Here is a 15,887-nt window from a genome sequence, read left to right as displayed (position 1 = left end):
GGGGACATACGGCTCTCCCTTGAGGGGTTCGTTCGCAGAGTCGAACAAAAGTCAACGCGGCTCGCCATATGGCAGCGCCTCGGCCGGGCCACGTCAAGTCCCTTGCCACAAAGGGCCGTTCACCTTCGGACCGCCCTTCACCGACCGCGCGCACGCCCGGGGCGAACGCACGGCCCGTTCACCCCGTCACTGGAGCAACCGTGCCGGTGTCCGGCACCGACGGCGCCGAAGCGGACGAACGGGGCGGGGAGGACGAACAGGGCCAGGAGCGGCGGCCTTACGCCGCCGGGCACACGCTCGCGATACCTTTCGCCCTGTCAGGGCCCTTGGGCACCAGCAGATATCCAACGTCAGGATGGTCATGCGCGAGGAAGCGATCGTCGAGGCAGCCGCCGGAGTTCATCTGGTGCACGGCAGCAACACGAACTGGGTGGTGCTGTCCGAGGGCGACTCCGTCACCCTCATCGACACCGGGTATCCCGGTGACCGCGCGGAACTCCTGGCGTCACTGAAGACCCTCGGCCACGCGCCCGAGGCCGTGACCGCCGTGCTCATCACCCACGCGCACAGCGACCACCTCGGCTCCGCCGAGTTCCTGAACAGCACCTACGGGACCCCGGTCCAGTTGCACACGGCCGAAGTTCCGCACGCGCGCCGCGAGTTCCTCCACCAGGTGAGCATCGGACAGGTCATGCGGCAGGCGTGGCGCCCCGGGGTGCTGCCCTGGGCGGTGCACGCCATCCGGTCCGGCGGCACGGCGGACGTGACCATGACGAAGCCCGAGGCCTTCCCGCACGAGGGCCCGCTCGACCTGCCCGGCCGTCCGGTCCCGGTGCACACGCCCGGCCACACGCCGGGCCACTGCGTGTACCACCTGCCGGACGCCGGAGTGCTGATCTCCGGTGACGCCCTGGTGAGCGGCCATCCCACCTCACGGATACAGGGTCCGCAGCTGCTGCCCGAGATGTTCGACACCGAGCGCGCCGGGGCGCTCGCCTCGCTCGAACGCATCGAGGCCCTCGCCGCCGATGTGCTGCTGCCCGGGCACGGACCCGTGCACCGCGCTTCGGTGCGCGAGGCGGCTCGGCGCGCCCGGGAGCTGGCCGCCGGCTGACGGGGTCCGGCCGCCGAGACCGCCGGCCGAACCACCCGGAGCAGCCGAGCTATCCGAGTTCGAGCGTGGTGACCCCGTGGACCCGCGCCCCCGCGAACGTCCTGACCGGCCCGGTGTACATGCGGGCGGTCTCGAAGGAGGGCGTCAGGCCGAGCTTCTCGACGAGGGCGAGGGCCGCCGCGTTCGTCTCGGGCACGTCGACGGCGACCGCCTTCCCGCCCGCGTCGACGGCCAGCGCGGAGAACAGGGCGCGGGCGTCGTCGGCGGTGTCGGCGAACAGGGGACCGATCCGCAGGGAGTCACGCGCCGGTCGGAGCACGGCGTACCCGCTCAAGTGCCCGTCATCGGCGTGCCGGACGAAGGTGCGGTGCCCCGGCGCGGTCAGCCACGACTCCAGGAACGCCGGCCGGTCGGCGGGGCAGCAGGCGCTGTCGTACGCCGTGATCGCCGCGCGATCCGCCCGCTCGGCCGCCCGCACTCCCGACGGCTCCTCCCCCACCGGTGCCACGCCGGTGAACCGGACGGTCCGGTAGGCCGGTTCGAAGCCCGACTTGCGGTAGTTGCCCTGCTGGGCGACGACCCCGTCGAGGCCGACGGTCCGGTCACCCGCGTGGGCGAGGGCCGTCTCCCAGGTGGCGAGGCCGTAGCCCCTCCCGCGCACATCCGGGCGTACGAGGTAGAAGCCGAGGAACGCGTAGTCGGCGCCGTAGTTGACCACCGAGATGGCCGAGACCGGCTCCCCGTCGACGCGTCCGAGGAAGAAGCCCCCGGGGTCCTGGGCGAAGAAGCTCGCGGCGTCGGAGACCCCGGGATTCCAGCCCTCGTCCGCCGCCCAGCCGCCGACCACCTTCCACTCGTCGAGCGTGGCCTGGCTGACGACGAGGCCGTCGGGTCCCGGAGAAATCATGGGGGCGCTCCAATGCGTACGGGTCGGGGGCCGCGCCGGCCACGGACCGGTCGCGAGGTGTGCCGGCCGCTCACGGGTCGCGGGTGCGGCGGCCGGTCGCACGCTCAGCATCCTTCCCGATCTCCGTGCCGATCGCAGCGACAGGCCCCGCGCGCGGGAAGGGATTCGGCCACTTCGGCACGCGCGGCCGACGCGGCCCACACCGTGCCGCCACCGCGCCGCACCGTGCGGGCGGGCCGACGCCATGCCGGAACCGCGCCGAGCGAGCCCGGAAGTGGTACACCCAACCCCCGCACCTTCATTGACGCGAACGCGTCACGCGACTAACTTCCGGGAGCGCTCTCAGTCCCCACCGCGCCTCTCCGGTCTCCCACCGTGCTCCTCCGGTCTCCCGCCGATCCCCTCCGGCCCCCACCACCACGCCCCCACCGCCACGCCGCCTCCGGTCCCCCACCGACCCTCTCCCGAACAGAGGTCGACCATGAAGACAACGTTGTCCCACGGTCTGCGCAGAACCGTTCCCGTTCTCCTGGCACTCTCCGCCGCGCTGGCACTCCCCGCACCCGCCGCCGAAGCCGGACCCGGTCCCGTCACCCCGGCCGCTGTGGCGCCGGCCGGCACCGCGTCGGCCGCCGCGTCCGTCTGCAACAAGTACTGCGACACCCGCGACCCCGCCCTCGCGCCGCAGGACCGCACCCCGGTGTCCACCACCCTCTTCTCCCGCGCCATCACCCTGCACTTCGACGACACGGACGCGATGGGCTGGGCGTCGCTCGACAACGGCAGCCCCGGCGACGAAGTGTGGCTCGACCGTTCCTTCGACGGCGGCCGCACCTGGAGTTCGGGCAGCCGGCTCGGGGACACCTCCGTGCCCACGGGGCAGCGCGGCCGGCGCACCCTCATGTACAACGTCGACGACTGGGGCAACCTCGGTGTCGGCGCCCTGCGGGCCTGCGGCAAGGCCGGGGACCGCACCGACATCGCGTGCACCGCCTGGGCTCGTACGACCTGGAACGCGGGCGAACGCCGTACGGCCGCGGCGACCGCCCAGATGATGTTCTACGACAACTCCACCGGGCTCTTCGCCACGACCGGCTGGTGGAACTCCGCGAACGCGCTCACGGCTCTGATCGACAACATCCGGGTGACCGGCATGGGCAGCTACAAGTACGCGATCGCCCGCACCTACGACCGTCAACTCGGGGCGCAGGGAGGGCAGTTCCGCAACGACTACCTGGACGACACCGGCTGGTGGGGACTCGCCTGGGTGGCCGCGTACGACCTGACCGGCGACAGCCGCTATCTGAGCACCGCACGCGCGGACGCCGATCACATGGCGGCGTACTGGGACACGACGTGCGGCGGCGGGGTGTGGTGGAGCACGGCCAGGACGTACAAGAACGCCATCGCCAACTCGCTGTACATCCAGCTCAACGCGGCCCTGCACAACCGGGTCCCCGGTGACAGCGCCTATCTCTCGCGGGCGGTCGCCGACTGGTCCTGGTTCCGCTCGACGGGCATGGTGAACGCGTCGCACCTGGTGAACGACGGTGTCGACCTGTCGACCTGCCGGAACAACGGCGGCACCGTGTGGTCGTACAACCAGGGTGTGCTCCTGGGGGCGCTCACCGAACTGAACCGCGCGACCGGCGACAGCGGGACCCTCGACACGGCCCGGCAGGTCGCCGACGCGGCCACCACGTCCCCGTCGCTCAACACGGCGGCCGGGATCCTGCGGGACCCGTGCGAAAGCGGCGACTGCGGGGCCGACGGGCCGTCCTTCAAGGGGGCCCACGTACGCGGTCTCGGCCGGCTGAACGCCGCGCTGCCCGATCATCCGTACTCGGCCTATCTCAGCCGGCAGGCCGACGCCGCCCACGCCGGGGACCGTGACGCGCTCGACCAGTACGGGCTGCGCTGGTCCGGTCCCCTGGACCTCGCCGACGCGGCCCGGCAGCAGAGCGCACTCGACCTGCTCAACGCCGCGCCCTGAGACTCCCGCGACAGCGGAAGCGGAAGGGGAGGTGGCGGAGGACGAAGAGGAGGACAGCGGCGGAGGCTCCACCGGTCACCCGTCCCCGGTGGAGCCTCCGGTCCGCGATCGCCGCTTGTCAGCGGACCGCCGCGGGCCGGAAACGGCGGTACAGGACGCCACCGCCCAGCAGCAGCGCCGCGCTCGCCGCGATGGCGGGCATGACCTGGTCCGCGCCGGTGTGGGCGAGGGAGGCCACGGCCCCGCTCCGCGGCCGGACCTGCCCCTGCGCCTCTGTCCGCGGTTCCCTCGCGGCCGGGGCGGACGGCCTCGGGGCGGGGTTCCCGGGGTGGTGCGGCTGCCGGGGCCCGCCGTCCGGGACGTTGGCGGACTCGTTCCCGACGGACGCGTTGCCGAGGCCGACCGCCGTCACGGAGTTGCCGCTGACGTTGACCGGGAGATCCACCGGGAGCTGGAGGCCGTTGCCCGAGAGCACACCCGGTGAATCCTCTCCGCCGCCGTGCGCGACCGCCCCGCCAACGGCGTGCGCTTCGCCGCCACGGCCCATGCCACCGGCGCCTTCGGGGGCGACGGCTCCCCCGTGCCGCCCGCCGCCGGTCGCGGCGGCCCGGCCTCCGGTGCTCACATCGGCGCAGCGGTTGCCCGCCGCGGGGTTGAGCAGCCCGGCCACGTTCAGCGTGTTCCCGCACAGGTTCACGGGAACGTGCACGGGGAGCTGGACGGTGTCGCCGGAGATCAGGCCGGGCGAGCCTGCCGTCGTGCCGTTCGCCGCGGAGTCGGCGTGGGCCGGCATGGTCACGGCCAGCGCGCCCGAGGCGGCGGCCGCGGCGATCAAACCATTTCGGGTCACCCGTTTCATACGTTCACTGCCTTCCTGACAACTCGCGGGCACTCGCCCACAGTGCCAAGAACGCCTGCGATCGATCCGGGTTATGGCTTATCGGGCTTTCACTCCATCGAGCGTCACGTATTTCGAACGGCCGCCGCACCCCGTACGAAGCGCGTCGGCGCGCAGGGTAAGGCGCGGCGGCGGGTTCCGCCCGCCCAGAGGCGTGCCCCCGAGGCCGCGCCTATCGTGATCCGGGGGGTTCCGCCGGTCCACCGCCGGGCGACCCTGGAGGCAGGCATGCTGTCCGTGCACCAACGCTTCGCGGTCGTGGGAGCCGCCACCGCCACGCTGACCCTGCTGGCGGCGGGTCTGCCGATGGCGGCCGCCGCCGACGACAAGCCCGACCTGTCCCGCTTCTACGGCCAGAAGGTCGCGTGGGCGGCCTGCAAGGGCGACGGCATGCCCGAGGATCTGCAGTGCGGCAAGGTCACCGTCCCGCTGGACTACGCGAGGCCGGACCACGGCACGCTCGACCTGGCGCTGGCCCGCTACCGGGCGACGGGCCATTCACGGGGTTCGGTGCTGCTGAACTTCGGCGGTCCGGGCGGTGCCGGGATTCCCGAGCTCGCCGCGGGCGGCAAGGACTTCATGGGCCTGACGAACGGCTACGACGTGGTGACCTTCGACCCCCGCGGCGTCGGCAGGTCCTCGCCCGTGAGCTGCGGCGACGGTGTGGACGCGGTCTTCGGGGCCACGGCCGGCGGCACCGACGTACAGGCGGCGCTCAAGGCGGTCAAGAAGGCCGCCGACACCTGCGCCCGGCACTCCGGTGCCGTCCTCCCCCACATCGGCACGGTCAACGCCTCGCGCGACCTGGACGTGATGCGCCAGGCGCTCGGCGACAAGAAGCTCAACTATCTCGGCTTCTCGTACGGAACGCGGCTCGGCGCGGTGTACGCGGCCCAGTTCCCCAAGAAGACGGGCCGGATGGTGCTCGACGGTGTCGACACCCTCACCGAGCCGGTGGCCGAGCAGGGGCTCATAGGCGCCGAGGGACAGCAGACCGCGCTCGACGACTTCATCACCTGGTGCGCGAAGAACATGGCCTGCCCGTTCGGACAGGATGAGCGCAGCGCCGGTGAGCAGGTGGTCCAGCTCGTCAAGTCGCTCGACGAGGAGCCGGTGCCCTCGGACTTCGGCCAGGAGTTCACCGGACAGGACCTGGTGGGAGCGATCGGCGAGGCGCTCTACAGCAAGGCGATGTGGCCCGTCCTCGAACAGGCGCTCAATCTGCTGGTCCAGGACGGCGACACGCACGGACTCACGCAGTTGTACGGCGGCGCCTCCCTGCCCGCCGCCTCCCTGCCCGCCGCCTCCCTGCCCGCCGCCTCCGCGCCCGCCGGGCAGCGGCCCCGGCAGAACGGCGGGCTCGTCGACGACGAGGACGTCCCCCTCGACAATCTGCCCGCCGCCCTGATGGCCATCAACTGCGCCGACGACCCCGACCGGCCGAGCGCCGACCAGGTCACCCGGCAGATCGCCGGACTGCGCGCCGCGTACGACGAGGCGTCGCCGGTCTTCGGCCAGTACCGGCTCGCCCAGGTCCTGATGTGCTACGGCCGCCCGAAGGGCACCGACTACATACGCGACAAGGTCCGCGACGTACCCACGTCGAAGATGCTCCTCGTCGGCACCCGCGGGGACCCGGCGACCCCGTACCGCTGGACCCTGGAGACCGCCAAGCGTCTCGGCTCCTCCGCCGTCGTGCTCGACAACAAGGGCGACGGGCACACCGGGTACGCGTCCTCGAAGTGCGTGCACCGGAAGGTCGACGACTTCCTGCTGTACGGGTCCCTGCCGGCCAGCGGGAGCTCCTGCGGCCCGGAGGACACGGGCACGGACACGTACTGACCGGCGATCACCGGGTGATGCGGGACCGCCGGTCACGGCGAGGCGACGGGGTGGCGCCGGCCTGCCGGCCCACAGGGTCCGGAGTACCCCGAACGGCCGAGGCGTTCCCGTCCGTCGCCCGCGTACCCGGCGTCCTCCTCGGCGACCGCGACGGCGCCGTCCTGCCGGAGCCGACCGGGCTGACCGCTCCGTGGCGCGCACGATCCGACGGCGCCCCGATCGGCGCCTTACGCCCCCATCGGCTTGACTCATGGTGTGCGCCGGATGCTCCCACTGCTGCTCGTCGCCCTCGGTGCGGCCGGGGCGCTGTTCCTGGTCCGTGGTGTCTCGGCGTGGTGGTGGTGCGCGGCGGCCCCGCTGCTGGCGCTGACCGCGCTGGGCGGATGGGACCTGGGGCAGCGACGGCAGTCCGTGCTGCGGAACCATCCCCTGTCCGGCCACCTCCGCTTCCTCCTGGAGGCGCTGCGCCCGAAGGTCCAGCAGTACGTCGTCGAACGGAACCACGACGGGCGGCCCTACGACCGCCGGGTGCGGGCCCTCGTGTACGACCGGGCGAAGGGCGTCGAGGTCGAGGAGCCGTTCGGCACCGAGCACGACGTGTACGCGGACGGCCACGAGTTCCTCGAGCCGTCGATGCGTCCTGTCGAGGTGCCGGACGAGCCGCCCGTCGTCCGCGTCGGCGGTCCCGACTGCACCCAGCCGTACGACATGGCCCTGCTCAATGTCTCCGCGATGAGCTTCGGGGCCCTCTCGGGGAACGCGATCACGGCCCTCAACAGGGGTGCCGCACTGGGGGGTTTCGCGCACGACACCGGGGAGGGCGGCCTCTCCGACTACCATCTGCGGGGCGGCGGCGACCTCGTCTGGGAGATCGGCACGAGGTACTTCGGCTGCCGCACCCCCGAAGGGGACTTCGAGGCACGGGAGTTCGCGGACAAGGCCGCGCTGCCCGAGGTCAAGTGCCTGTCGCTGAAGCTCTCCCAGGGGGCGTACCCGGGAATCGGCGGGGTCCTGCCGGGGGCGAAGGTGAGCGCCGAGATCGCGCGGGCGCGCGATGTCCCCGAGGGCCGGACCGTCGTGTCGCCGCCGTACCACCGGGTGTTCTCGACCCCGCGGGAGCTGGTGCGGTTCATCGCCCGGATGCGGGAGCTGGCGGGCGGCAAGCCGACCGGCTTCAAGCTCTGCGTGGGCTCGCGCCGCCAGTTCCTGGCCGTCTGCAAGGCGATGCTCGCCGAGGGCGTGACGCCCGACTTCATCGTGGTCGACGGTTCGGAGGGCGGCACCGGGGCGGCGCCCGCGGAGTTCGACGGCGGCATCGGCACCCCACTGACCGAGGGCCTGATCACGGTGCACAACGCGCTGGTCGGCACCGGCCTGCGCGAGCACGTCCGGATCGGGGCGAGCGGCAAGGTCGCCACCGGCTCGGACATCGTCAAACGCCTCCTCCAGGGCGCCGACTACACCAACGCGGCCCGCGCGATGATGTTCGCCCTCGGCTGTGTCCAGGCCCAGCGCTGCCACACCAACACCTGTCCGGTGGGCGTGGCGACCCAGGATCCGCGCCGGGTCCGCGCGCTGGACGTGGCCGACAAGTCCGAGCGCGTGCACCGCTACCAGCGGGCCACCGTGCGCGGGGCGAGCCGGATCATGGCGGCGATGGGCGTACGGGATCCGGGCGAGCTCACGCCCGACCGCCTGCTGCGCCGCGTCGATCCCACGGCCGTACGGTCGTACGCGGAGCTCTACGAGTGGCTGGCGCCAGGGGTGCTGCTCGCCGAGCCGCCCGCGTCCTGGGCGGAGGACTGGGCGTCCGCCGATCCGGACTCCTTCTGAGCCACGCCGGGCTCCGGGGCGACGGCGTCCACGCTTCCGGTCCTGCTGCCGCTTCGCGGATCATGCGGCGGGACGCCCCTGACCGCCGTCAAGGAGTTCACCGACGACCGGCGGCGACCTGGAACGCCGGATACGGGAATCCACCGGGGTGCTGCGTCATCGATCTCCGCGGCCGACAATCGGGGCACAGGGCCGGAAGGGTCCGAACAGTCGTCGGAGAGGTGCGCACCGCGTGAGTGAGTTGTTGGGTGTGGCGGTACTGGGTGCCGGACACATGGGAGCCGACCATGTACGCCGTATGGACCGGGTGGTGAGCGGCGCCAGGGTCGCCGCCGTGGCGGATCCCGACACCGCTCGCGCCGAGGCGGCGGTGGCGGGCATCGACGGCGTGTCGGTCCACGCCGAGCCGGAGGCCGCGCTCGACGCGCCCGGCGTGGCGGCCGTACTGATCGCGTCCCCGGGCCCCGCGCACGAGGAGGCCCTGCTCGCGGCTTTCGCTCGCGGACTGCCGGTGCTGTGCGAGAAGCCGCTGGTGCCGGAGTCGGCCGGGGCGCTGCGGGTGGTGGAGGCGGAGGTGCGGCTCGGGCGGCGGCTGGCGCAGGTCGGGTTCATGCGCCGGTACGACGCCGAGTACCAGCGTCTCAAGTCCCTGCTGGACAGCGGCCGGCTGGGCCGCCCGCTGATGCTGCACTGCACACACCGCAATGTCGCCTCGCCGCCCGGCTTCACCTCGGCGATGCTGGTCAACAGTTCCGTCTCGCACGAGATCGACGCGGCGCGCTGGCTGCTGGGCCAGGAACTCACGGCGGTGACCGTGCTGCGGCCCCAGCCGTCCGCGAACGCCCCCGAGGGTCTGATCGACCCCCAGTTCGTCCTGTTCGAGACGGCCGGCGGCGCGCTGGTCGACGTGGAGGTCTTCGTGAACTCCGGGTTCGGGTACCAGGTCGGGTGCGAGGCGGTGTGCGAGTCGGGGAGCGCGCGGATCGGGGGCGAGCACACGATGGCCGTGACGACGGCGGGCGGCACGCACGAGGAGGTGGCGCAGGACTATCTCGCACGCTTCGCCGACGCCTACGACCGCGAGGTGCAGGCCTGGGTGGACGCGACCCGGGCGGGCCGGGTCACCGGGCCCGGCGTCTGGGACGGGTACGCGGCGTCCGCGGTCGCGGAGGCGGGGGTCCGGGCGCTGGAGAGCGGCGGCCGGGTGACCGTCGACCTCGTCGCGCGCCCGGACCTCTACGCCTGACCGGGCCACCGGCGTGCGGTGGCCGCGCGCTTCCCGGGGGGCCGCCCCGTGGAGCCGGCCCGCCTCGCCGCACTGGCGCAGCGGTTCTCCCCGAGGGGGTCGACGGAGTTGCCGAAGTCCGCCTGTTCGGCGTCGTCGGTGTCCGCGGCGGTCTTGCCCGCCGCCTCGAGGTGACCGGTCCCGGCCCATGGCGGAGGCCGTGATCGTCCCGCGGTACTCGGGGCCCCGGCCGGGCCCGGGGGCCGCATCCTGGCCGAACCGTCCGCAGCACCGCCCGAGCGCGGGCCCGGTACCGCTCGCGCGAGGTCGTCCCGTTCCTGCGCCAGGCCGTTCCGTTCCGTTCGGTTCCCTTCAGTTACTGCTTATCGCGTCCATGATAGTCTCTAACCATCCGACGTCCCCCACCCGACACGAAGAGGCGATGACATGGCCGCAGAGACCCGAACCGGGACGGGCCCGCGCGACCGGTTCCGCGCACAGGTACGCCAGGAGGTGAAGACGGCGGCGCTGCGCCAGCTCGCCGAGGGCGGCCCGGAAGCGCTGTCGCTCAACGCGATCGCCAAGCAGCTGGGCATGACGGGACCCGCGCTCTACCGCTACTTCGCCAACCGCGACAGCCTGCTGACCGAACTCGTCATCGACGCCTACGGAGACCTGGCGTCGGCCCTCTCCCGTACCGCCGACGCCTGCACGGGGGACGCCGTCGCCCGGCTGACCGAACTCGGCCGGGCCTACCGGGCCTGGGCGCTGGCCGAGCCGCACCGCTACCGACTGCTGTTCCGGGCCCCGCTCCAGGGGTACGACGCCCAGTCCGCGAGTCTGGTCGAGGCCTCGCAGCCCGCCATGAACGTGCTCCTGGAAGCGGTGACCGCCCTGGCCGAGCCGGACACCCGGGTCCCGGAGGGTGCGGCGGCGCAGTTCCGGAAGTGGCAGGAGCGGCACGGCTTCGAGGGTGTCCCGGAAGCGGTCGCCGCGCGCTCCACGATGCTGTGGTCCCATCTGCACGGCATCGTGGCCCTGGAGATCGAGGGCAACTTCGCCTCGATGGGCATCGATCCGTCCTTCCTCTACGAGGCCGAGGTGACGGACTTCGTGCGCTCACCGTGAGAGAGGAGGCGGATCCCCTCCCGGGGCTCGCACACACGCCCCTCGAACAGCAGAATGAACGCCCGCACGGGTCCACCGCCGACCCTCAAGTCGCGTACGGTGTCTACGACTTGCCCCAGAACCACACCTACCTCATCGGGACCAGTCGCCCGCTCCGGGAGGACTGCGGCATATACCAGAAGCACGACCGTATCGGGTGTTGCCAAATCCCTTACAGCGCGTCGCGGGCTGTGTCACAGTCGTAACGGTCCTTCCGTCAGCCTAGGTCGTACCGTCCCCGCATCGGAGTACGCCATGCCACCCCATCTCTCTGCGGACCGCCCCGCCGCTCAGCCGCCCCCGCGCGGCACGGTCGACGCGCTCATCTCGCAGACGCGGCGCCTGCGCGGTGAGGTGGACGCCGTACGGCGTGAGGCACCCGCCGACGGCGAGGACCCGCAGGGACGCTGGCAGCGCGCGCTGTGCAATCTGGCACTGCACCAACTGAACGATCTGGACGCGCACTTGGCCCAACTCCGGGACGGACCGCCGGCCGTGCCCGTCCAGCCGACGGCCACCCCGGCCTCACCCACCGCCCGGACCGGGCCGGCCGCACCCGGGCACGGCTCACTGCTGAGCCGGGTCGGCAGCGCCGAGTGGAACCTGCTGACGGACGAGGCCAGTTGGTCCGGTGAGCTCTACCAGATCCTGGGGCGCGAGGCCGCCGCTCCGCCGCTCACCCTCGACGAACTACCCTCGCTGGTCTTCGACGAGGACCGGCCGATGCTGACGACGATGGTCACCGACTGTCTCATCGACGCCAAGCCCATCGACGGCGAGTTCCGCATCGTGCGCCCCGACGGCGGAGTGCGGACCGTGCACATGATGGGCGAACCCGTGCTCGACGCCGACGGCAGCACCGCCTCGATGTGGGCCGTGCTGCGTGATGTCAGCGAACTGCGCCGCAGCCAGCGGACGGTGGGCGAGACCCGTGAATCGCTCCAGCGCCGGCAGCACGTCGCACAGACCGAGCACCGGCTCGCGGTCGAGCTCCAGGAGGCCGTGCTGCCACCCTGGCGCGGCTCCCTGCGGTTCCCGCGCCAGGGCCCCGGGGCGCTGGACGTGGCCGCCCGCTATCTGCCGTCCTCGACCAGCGCGCTGATCGGCGGCAACTGGTACGACGCACTCGAACTCCCCGACACTGGAACCCTGTTGAGCGTCGGCGACCTCACCGGCCACGGGGTCACCGTGACCTCGGGAATGGCGATGCTGCTGGGCGCCCTGCGCGGTATGGCGGTGGCGGGCACCCAGCCGGGTCAACTCCTCTCCTGGCTCAATCAGTTGCTCGACGCCACCGTCCAGCCCGCCCTGGGCAGTGCCGTCTGCTGCCGCTACCTGCCCGAGACCCGCACCCTGAGCTGGGCCCAGGCAGGACACCCCGCCCCGCTGCTGTTCCGCGACGGGACGGGGCGCGCGCTGGCCGCACCGGACGGCGTACTGCTCGGAGCCACCTCCGGTGCCGTCTACGGGCAGGCCGAGGAGCGCCTCCGCGTGGGCGACCTGCTGCTCCTGCACACCGAGGGACTGGTGCCCCGGCGATCGGGTTCTCCGGACCCGGACGAGGCCGGGGGCCGGGGAGGAACGGCGGCCGTCCAGCGGCTGCTCGACCTGGCCCCGCGCTTCGGCGAGGCCCGTACGGCCCAGGACTGTGTACGGATGGTTGTCGAGGAATTCGGTGAGACCGAGCGCGAGGACGACGCCTGCGTGCTCGTCGCCCGGATCGGATCCTGACGCCGATGACACTGACCCCGATGCCACTGACCCCGGCGACGCAGGACACCGAGAAGACCGGGGAGAGCGGAGTCGGACGCGACGGTGAGTCGGTCAGGACCGGCGTCGGCTCCTGACGGCTGACGTCGTCGTCAGCCGCGCCGACACGGCGCGTCTCAGCGCGCCCCGCCCCGGAGGTCAACCCGCCCAGGAGCTGCGGGAGCACGGGGACGCAGGCGTACGAGGATGCGGGAGCAGGCCCCTCACACCCGCGCGCTGTTGCCGCGCCGGGGCTTCAACGAACCCTTCGGCAACGCGAGTTTGATCTCCTCACGCAGATCGCTGATCTTCGGATAGCTGGAGTACTGCCCGGTGAGCCGGTACATCTCGCGCAGCCGGTCCCAGGTGCGATGGGAGGAGTTGGAACCCATCGACGTCAGAGCCAGTCGCGCGTAGCGGTCGGCCTGTTCGGGGTCGTCGGCGATGAAGCAGGCCGACGCGAGGGAGATGTGGTCGAAGATCTTCGACCGGTCCCGGCCCGACTCCCTTAGCTTCAGCGCCTCCTTGGCGTGGCGCTGCGCGGTCGCCGCGGCGGCCGGCTCGTGCTCGGCGAGGGTGCGGTACGCGAGAGCCTGCATGCCGTGCATGTCGGCCTCGTCGAACAACTGCATCCAACTGGGCGGGGGTACGTCACCACGGTCGGAGACGAACAGGTCCTCCGCCACTCCGAGGGTGCGCCGCATGGCCTGGCCCTTGCCCATGGACGCCTGTGCCCAGGCCTCGATGGTGTGGAGCATGGCCCGGGTGCGGGGCAGCACCTCGTCTCCGGAACCGGACTTGGCGAGCTTCATGAGGTCGAGCGCGTCGTCGGGCCGGCCCAGGTGCACCATCTGGCGAGCCGCTCGGGAGAGCGCCTCCCCGGCGCGGGGCCGGTCGCCGCCCTCTCGGGCCGCGTGGGCGGCGATGACGAAGTACTTCTGAGCCGTGGGCTCCAGGCCGACGTCGTGCGACATCCAGCCCGCGAGGACGGCGAGGTTGGCGGCGACGCCCCACAGGCGCCGCTGGAGATGGTCGGGGTGCCGGTAGGAGAGCATGCCTCCCACTTCGTTGAGCTGACCCACCACGGCCTTGCGTTGCAGCCCGCCGCCGCGGGCCGCGTCCCAGGCCCGGAACACCTCGACGGAGCGCTCCAGTTCCTCGATCTCCTGCGACCCGATGGGGGCGGCCTCGTATCGGTCGAACCCGGCGGGGTCGGCGTGCAGGGGGTCTTCGAACCGCGGAGCGTCGGCCGCGAGGGCCGGATCGTTGCGGAGCCAGTCGTGCATGGCAGGGCTGAGTGCGGATCCCGCGGCGAGCGCGGCACCCGCGCCCACCAAGCCGCGTCGGTTGAGCATGAGGTCCATTCCCGTGAATTCGGTGAGGACCGCGGCGGTTCGGTCGGGCGCCCACGGCAGGCTGTCGGGATGTTCCACACTCCCGGCGGCGCCTTGCCGTTTCCCCGCGCGCCCGTGCCTGACCAGACCGAGGTCCTCGATGGTCACGACACGGCCGAGACGCTCGGTGAACAGAGCCGCCAGCACCCGCGGCACCGGATCGCGCGGGATCTCTCCCATGTCGATCCACCGCCGCACCCGCGAGGTGTCGGTCGCCAGCTGGGGGTGGCCCATGGCCGCCGCCTGCCTGTTGACCATTCTCGCGAGCTCGCCCTTGGACCAGCCGGCCAGGCCGAACAGGTCCGACAGACGGGAGTTGGGTTGTCCGTTCACGTCAAGCCCCCAGGTTCTCGGCTGATTTCGACAGTAACCGCCTGTCAGTTGCTGAGCGACTATTCGCCAGGGTTCGCCAGGGTGCGCCAGATGGTGTGCCAGTGGACGTCGGGTGTCAGGTAGGAACGCGCCACCCCGACCCGGTTGCCAGGGACATTCCCCAGGATGAACCAGGCGGCCGGGGCGGGCAGCGCGGCAACTTGCAGGCACACGAAGGGATCTGTTTCGCCCATGTACACAGCATCGTCCTCCGTGTCCGCTCCGCCCCGGTCGTTGCACTCCCGCCCGGTGGGCAGCGGCCCTTACCTCGACCCCGCACGTCAGGCGGCTCCCGTGCTCGGTGCCGGCCGGACGCGGCGCGTGCCGGGGCTCGGCACCCAACCGCTGAGCGGGAGACTCGACTTGTCCGGCCCTCAGGGCGCCCAGCTGCGCACGGCGATCGCGTCGGTGCACCGGATCTGTCCGGAGTTCGCTCCGGTCCAGGTGCTGCGGCGCAGCGGACGCTCCGTGCTCCTCGTCGGCACGACGGGACGCAGCACGGCCGTCGCCAAGTGCTTACTGGACCACTCCCCCGTCTGGGCCGAGCGGATCCGGCACGAAATAGCTGCATACCGTCTGTTCGTCCGGCACCGCCCGCCCGTGCGGGTGCCCCGGCTGATCGCGGCGGATCCGGACAACTGCACGCTGGTGATCGAGCGGATGCCGGGCCGGGTGGCCGCGCTCCAGCGCCACCCGGTCGAGGCCCCGCCCCGCGCGGACATCCGCGCCGCGCTGAGCGCCATCTGCCGACTGAACGCGTGGCGGCCGCCGGCGGGGACCTTCAACGCCCCGCTGGACTACGCGGAACGGATCGCCCGGTTCCACGATCTGGGGCTGCTCACGGACCGGGACATGGGCGATCTGCAGAAGCTGGTGCACGGCATCGCGGCTTCGTCGGGCCGCCAGGGCATGGGTCAGTTCTGCCACGGCGACGCCCTCCTGTCGAACCTCCTTCTCTCACCGGCCGGTCCAGTGCTGGTGGACTGGGAGCACGCGGGCTGGTATCTGCCGGGCTACGACCTGGCGACGCTGTGGGCGGTCCTCGGTGACGCTCCCGTGGCACGCCGTCAGATCAGCCAGCTCGCGCAGTCGGCCGGACCGGCGGCACGGGACGCCTTCCTGGTGAACCTGATGATCGTCCTGACCCGTGAGATCCGTACGTACGAGATGGCCGTGCAGCGTTCCCTGCACGACGCGGCCCCGGCGGCAGCGGGCCCGGCCCACCCGGCTGCTGCGCCGTCCGGCGAGGAACAGCGGCTGCTGCTGAGGCGGCTGCACGACGACTGCCAGATGGCCCGTCGGGCCGTTCGCGCGGCGGTCGGCACTCGCTGAAGGGGGACGGAGGTCCGCGGTGACGCCAGGACATCGGCGTCACCGCGGACCTCCCTCACGT

12 protein-coding genes are annotated in these 15,887 nt (G+C 72.3%); 8 read left to right on the top strand and 4 right to left on the bottom strand.

Annotation, left to right across the window (positions count from 1 at the left end):
- The first annotated feature begins 361 nt into the window (after positions 1 to 361).
- Positions 362 to 1,114 carry an MBL fold metallo-hydrolase gene (locus ACIQRL_RS39095; RefSeq protein ID WP_401340765.1) on the top strand — a complete coding sequence of 251 codons (753 nt, stop codon included), beginning with the start codon at positions 362 to 364 and terminating at the stop codon, positions 1,112 to 1,114.
- 49 nt (positions 1,115 to 1,163) lie between these two features.
- Here ACIQRL_RS39095 and ACIQRL_RS39090 read toward each other — a convergent pair whose 3' ends face one another.
- Positions 1,164 to 2,021: a GNAT family N-acetyltransferase gene (locus ACIQRL_RS39090; RefSeq protein WP_401340763.1), complete on the bottom strand. Its 858-nt coding sequence runs from the start codon at positions 2,019 to 2,021 to the stop codon at positions 1,164 to 1,166.
- Between the two features lie 481 nt (positions 2,022 to 2,502).
- Here ACIQRL_RS39090 and ACIQRL_RS39085 point away from each other — a divergent pair, with 481 nt between their 5' ends.
- A complete protein-coding gene (locus ACIQRL_RS39085) occupies positions 2,503 to 4,014 on the top strand; it encodes a glycoside hydrolase family 76 protein (protein ID WP_401340761.1) in 1,512 nt (503 codons plus the stop codon).
- 118 nt (positions 4,015 to 4,132) lie between these two features.
- Here the strand turns inward: ACIQRL_RS39085 and ACIQRL_RS39080 are convergent, their stop codons facing one another.
- On the bottom strand, positions 4,133 to 4,873 hold the full coding sequence (locus tag ACIQRL_RS39080; RefSeq protein ID WP_401340759.1) for a chaplin: 741 nt from the start codon (positions 4,871 to 4,873) through the stop codon (positions 4,133 to 4,135).
- A 267-nt stretch (positions 4,874 to 5,140) separates the two neighbouring features.
- Between ACIQRL_RS39080 and ACIQRL_RS39075 the strand changes: the two genes are divergently transcribed.
- The 5 genes from ACIQRL_RS39075 to ACIQRL_RS39055 all read left to right on the top strand — a co-directional run bounded on the left by ACIQRL_RS39075 (position 5,141) and on the right by ACIQRL_RS39055 (position 12,710).
- Positions 5,141 to 6,754: an alpha/beta hydrolase gene (locus tag ACIQRL_RS39075; protein WP_401340757.1), complete on the top strand. Its 1,614-nt coding sequence runs from the start codon at positions 5,141 to 5,143 to the stop codon at positions 6,752 to 6,754.
- A 264-nt stretch (positions 6,755 to 7,018) separates the two neighbouring features.
- On the top strand, positions 7,019 to 8,587 hold the full coding sequence (locus ACIQRL_RS39070) for an FMN-binding glutamate synthase family protein (protein ID WP_401340756.1): 1,569 nt from the start codon (positions 7,019 to 7,021) through the stop codon (positions 8,585 to 8,587).
- A 232-nt stretch (positions 8,588 to 8,819) separates the two neighbouring features.
- Entirely contained in the window at positions 8,820 to 9,833 is a 1,014-nt protein-coding gene (locus ACIQRL_RS39065; protein WP_401340755.1) for a Gfo/Idh/MocA family protein, read from the top strand.
- 426 nt (positions 9,834 to 10,259) lie between these two features.
- The gene (locus tag ACIQRL_RS39060; protein ID WP_401340753.1) at positions 10,260 to 10,940 is read left to right on the top strand and encodes a TetR/AcrR family transcriptional regulator; all 681 of its coding nucleotides are present in this window, start codon (positions 10,260 to 10,262) and stop codon (positions 10,938 to 10,940) included.
- A 294-nt stretch (positions 10,941 to 11,234) separates the two neighbouring features.
- On the top strand, positions 11,235 to 12,710 hold the full coding sequence (locus ACIQRL_RS39055) for a PP2C family protein-serine/threonine phosphatase (RefSeq protein ID WP_401340751.1): 1,476 nt from the start codon (positions 11,235 to 11,237) through the stop codon (positions 12,708 to 12,710).
- Between the two features lie 242 nt (positions 12,711 to 12,952).
- Here the strand turns inward: ACIQRL_RS39055 and ACIQRL_RS39050 are convergent, their stop codons facing one another.
- Positions 12,953 to 14,455, bottom strand: coding sequence for a hypothetical protein (locus tag ACIQRL_RS39050; RefSeq protein WP_401340749.1), 1,503 nt, complete (start codon positions 14,453 to 14,455; stop codon positions 12,953 to 12,955).
- A 59-nt stretch (positions 14,456 to 14,514) separates the two neighbouring features.
- Positions 14,515 to 14,688 (bottom strand): hypothetical protein, encoded by a 174-nt coding sequence (locus ACIQRL_RS39045; RefSeq protein WP_158997174.1) that lies wholly within the window; start codon positions 14,686 to 14,688, stop codon positions 14,515 to 14,517.
- Here ACIQRL_RS39045 and ACIQRL_RS39040 point away from each other — a divergent pair.
- Positions 14,687 to 15,826: an aminoglycoside phosphotransferase family protein gene (locus tag ACIQRL_RS39040; protein ID WP_401340747.1), complete on the top strand. Its 1,140-nt coding sequence runs from the start codon at positions 14,687 to 14,689 to the stop codon at positions 15,824 to 15,826. The genes ACIQRL_RS39045 and ACIQRL_RS39040 overlap by 2 nt on opposite strands.
- Positions 15,827 to 15,887: the final 61 nt, after the last annotated feature.

It is taken from the genome of Streptomyces sp. NPDC091209, from assembly GCF_044757755.1.
Lineage (GTDB): Bacteria > Actinomycetota > Actinomycetes > Streptomycetales > Streptomycetaceae > Streptomyces.
The sequence above is the reverse complement of the archived record's forward strand: the minus strand, read 5'-3'. Positions and strand labels throughout refer to the sequence as shown.